2 protein-coding genes are annotated in these 4,569 nt (G+C 33.2%); both read right to left on the reverse strand.

Annotated features, from left to right (window positions below; translation table 11 throughout):
- Nucleotides 1-124: 124 nt before the first annotated feature.
- Nucleotides 125-2,218: a ribonucleoside triphosphate reductase gene (locus ACP5FO_RS08410; protein WP_428157374.1), complete on the reverse strand. Its 2,094-nt coding sequence runs from the start codon at nt 2,216-2,218 to the stop codon at nt 125-127.
- A 9-nt stretch (nt 2,219-2,227) separates the two neighbouring features.
- The gene (metE, locus tag ACP5FO_RS08415; protein ID WP_428157375.1) at nt 2,228-4,489 is read right to left on the reverse strand and encodes a 5-methyltetrahydropteroyltriglutamate--homocysteine S-methyltransferase; all 2,262 of its coding nucleotides are present in this window, start codon (nt 4,487-4,489) and stop codon (nt 2,228-2,230) included.
- Between the last annotated feature and the right edge of the window lie 80 nt (nt 4,490-4,569).

Raw genomic sequence — 4,569 nt, forward strand, 5'->3', positions numbered from 1 at the left:
TTAAAAAATACGAGTTCAGGATTGTGGCAATATGGGCATCTTAAATTGCAGAAAGGGCAAAATAGCACGGATGCAATTTTATTTGGATAATCTATAAAACTTGCCTTTTGAATTCCTGCTATCTTCATAAACTGTATTCCAAACGTTGTTTAAACTCTTCCTGTTTGCCTTTGTTCCAATTCTGGACAGGCCTGTAATAACCCACTACTCTTGAATACACTTCTGTTTCTTCACCACAGATTGGGCAGTTAAAATGTTCGCCAGCTATGTATCCATGAGTTTTGCATATTGAAAATGTAGGTGTTATTGTCATATACGGTATTGGATAATTTTCAAAAGCTTTTTTAATGAAACTCTTTAGTGCATTTTCCTGCGGTTTTTCCTGCAAAAATATATGCGCCACAGTTCCGGATGTGTATAATACCTGCAATGGCGATTGATGATCCAATACTTCAAAAGGGTCATCCGTGTAGTTTACTGGCAAAAATGTAGAGTTTGTATAATATGGATCTGATTCGCCTGATTGTTTTATGTCTGGGTATAACTGCTTATCTTTGTAAGCAAGTCTATAAGATGTACCTTCTGCCGGTGTTGCTTCAAGGTTGTAGAGATTACCTGAATCTTGTTGATACTTTCTTAATGTTTCCCTCATAAATTCAAGAACTTCTATGGCAAAACTTCTGCCCTCTTTAGTTTGAATACCTTTTCCCATAAAGTTTAATAAAGACTCATGCATACCTACAATACCTATTGTTGAAAAATGATTGTTAAAGTGTCCAAGGTATGCTAAAGTATAAGGCATAAGACCGTTTTTTAAGTTTTGCTCTACTACTTTGCGTTTTATTTCAAGCGATGTTTTTGCAATATCCATCATTCGTTTCAAGTTTTTGAAATATTCATCTTTAGTTTTTGATAAATAACCAATGCGTGGCAAATTTATAGTTACAACACCTATTGATCCTGTTTTGTCACTTGATCCAAAAAGACCTCCACCACCTCTGTTTTTAAGTTCTCTTAAATCAAGCTGCAATCTGCAGCACATACTTCTTACATCACCAGGGTTTAGAGTGCTTGAGACAAAATTTTGAAAATACGGCAAACCATATTTAGTAGTAGCTTTAAGTAGCAAATCAACATTTGGTCCGTCCCAGTTAAAATCTTTTGTAATATTGTACGTTGGTATAGGAAAAGAAAATATTCTACCTTGAGCATCGCCTTCAAGCATTGTTTCTAAAAATGCTTTATTTATCATATCCATTTCTTTTTGGTAATCCCCATATACGCCAATTAACTTATCACCTACTATGGCTGGTTTGTCTTTTAAATCATCTGGCACTATCCAGTCAAATGTAAAGTTGATAAATGGCGGCTGCGAACCCCACCTGCTTGGCACATTCATGGCAAATACCATCTGCTGTATAAGCTGTTTTACATCTTTATAATCAAGATTATCTGCCCTGACAAAAGGAGCAAGCAGCGTATCAACAGAGTTAAATGCCTGAGCGCCCGCAAATTCCATCTGCATTACACCCAAAAAATTAACCATCTGACCGGTAAGAGCAGATAGATGACGAGCCGGCTTTGCTGTAACTTTGCCTTCAACACCGCCAAACCCTTTCATAATTAAATCCATTAAAGACCAGCCAGCACAATACGCAACAATACCATGTGACAAATCGTGTATGTGAATGGCACCGTTTGTGTGTGCTTCTGATACTTCTTTTGGATAAATATTGTTTAACACATAGTTTGCTAAAACGCTTCCAGCCAGATGCAAATAAAGACCAGGATAGCTGAATGTTGTATTTGAATTTTCTTTTATGCGCCAATCGGTTTGGTCTACATACTCGCTTACTGTTTTTTCAACATCAAAAATTGCCTTTTTTGTATCCCTTGAAACAGCGCGCTTTTCTCTGTAGAGAATATAAGCTTTGGCAACTTTAGCAAAACCAAGCTTTATAAGTTCTTCTTCGACAGTGTCTTGAATGTCTTCAATGTTAATTTCTTTAAGGTTTGCAAACTTTCTTTTTAAACTAAAAAGTACATTGTTTGCAGCAAGTGTTGAGTAGTCTTCTTCTCCAACCGCTAAAAACGCTTTTTTGATAGCATTTTCTATCTTGGTTTTATCAAAGGCTGCTTTAGAGTAGTCTCTTTTAATTACAAGCGTTTGACTAAAAAATTTTGTTAAATCAAAGCTAGCTATGTTTGTTTTGTTCATAAAACCTCCTTAAATTCTTTCACCATACTTTTTTCTTAAAATTTTTGCAGCTTCAATCATGTTTTTCAATGAAGGTATAACTTCTTCATATTTTCTTGTTTTTAAACCACAATCAGGGTTTATCCAGAAAAGATTTTTATCTATATACTTAAACGACCTTTCTGCTATTTCTAGCATTTCTTCCACAGAAGGCACACGTGGAGAATGGATATCCCACACGCCAAGCCCTATAGCGTGATCATATTTAAATTTCTCAAAACTTGAAATTATATCACCTTTGCTTCGAGATGCTTCTATGGATATGCAGTCTGCATCCATGTCATAAATGTAATTAACGATTTCATCAAATTCAGAGTAACACATGTGTGTATGAATTTGAGTTAATTTGTCAACATCTTCAACAACAAATCTAAAAATTTTACTTGCAAACTCAAGATAATCCTTTTTCTTTGACTCTTTTAAAGGCAAACCTTCTCTAAATGCTGGCTCATCAATTTGTATAATCTTTATATTGGCTTTTTGTAAATCCATTACTTCTTCTTTTAAAGCAAGTGCTATTTCGTAAGCAACCAGTTCTCTTGGAACACTTGGCCTTACAAACGACCAGTTAAGAATCGTAATTGGCCCTGTAAGCATACCTTTTAGGGGCTTTTTTGTTAAACTTTGAGCGTATACAATCTCTTTTATTGTCATAGGTTTGGTTCTTTTTACTTTGCCATAAATAATAGGAGGTCTTATTGCTCTTGAACCATAAGAAATAACCCAACCATGTTTTGTGCATAAAAAACCTTCTAATTTTTGGGCAAAAAATTCTACCATATCGCTTCTTTCAAACTCTCCATGAACCAGCACATCAAGACCTAAATCTTCTTGTAGCTTTACTACATACTTTATCTGATCATTGATGTATTGATTGTATTCGTTTTCGCTTATTTTACCTGATAAAAAGTAGGATCTTTTTTGCCTTAACTCTTTGGTTTGAGGAAAACTACCAATTGTAGTTGTAGGAAACTTTGGTAGATTTAGTGATTTTACCTGTTCAATGTAGCGTAATTTAAATGGATGAGCTCTTTTTGGGTTTAAATTTTTTATAGTTAACAGAGTTTCTTCATAGTTTTCGTCTTTTTCTAATTGCTCGTCTGAAAAGTCATAATCCGATCTTCCATTTAATATATTTTTTAGCAAGTTTAAGTGTTGAAGTTTTTCTTTAGCAAATAATAGTTTATTTGATATTTTCGGATCAAAATTTTCTAATTCGAGACTAACAGGCAAATGCATTAGAGGCCCAGCTGTGCTCAAAATTATTTGATCCGATGATAAGCTAAGTTTTTTTAAGCACAGCTCTACAAGTTGTTTCGCTTCATTTAAGTTGTCTTTAAATGGATGCCTTGTGCCAATAAGGCCTATTTGAAGTTTTTTGTTTTTAGGCAAACCAAATTTAATAACATTTTCGACATTTTCTCTAAAAGTAAAATCAAGACCCAATGTATCAAAATTAATATTTTCAATAATTTCATTAAAATAAGATAAACTTTCGTAGTAAGAATTAAGTGTTATATCTAAAAAAATGTTTTTTTTGACTATTTCGTAAGCATCGAATATGTCTTTTAAAAAACTTTTATCATAATCAAGAACAAAAGCTGGTTCATCAAAGCATATCCTTTTTACACCATTTTCTTGAAGTTGAATAAGCAAAGCATTATATTGCTTTGCAACATTCAAAAGCAAACTTCTAAATTCTTTAGTTTGCGATGGTTTAAGCCATTTGTTGTTATCGTTAATTTTCCCCAAACTTATAAATGTAAATGGTCCAATAATAACAGGTGTAGTATCATATCCAAGCTTTTTATCTTCAAGCCAGTTTTTTAACACCGTATTATTTTTAAGCTCAAAATGACCATCAAATTCAGGAACAATATAATGATAATTAGTATCAAACCATTTTGTCATTTCCTGCGCTTGAGCTTTTGAGTCCCCTCTTGCCATAGCAAAGTACAAATCTAGTTCATCTTGAATGTGTGAAAAACGCTCAGGAATGCAACCAAACATAAAGCTTAAATCAAGCATAAAATCATAATAAGTAAAATCATTGCAAACGATATAATCAAGACCGCTTTTGCTGTATACATCAAGGCGGTATTTTTGGATTTCTTGCATATTACTTACAAATTCTTCTTTTGAAATCTTTTTTTCCCAATACGATTCAAGGTTTTGTTTGTATTCTCTTTTTAAACCAATCCTTGGGAAATAACTAGCCGTTGTCCTAAACATTTAACCTCCTTAAATTTATTTATTTTTAAATTCTTTTAAAAGCTCAATAAAATCTTCTGCATCAGCAAATTTTTTATACA

Origin of the sequence: Desulfurella sp. (assembly GCF_049977265.1) — a bacterium.
GTDB lineage: Bacteria > Campylobacterota_A > Desulfurellia > Desulfurellales > Desulfurellaceae > Desulfurella.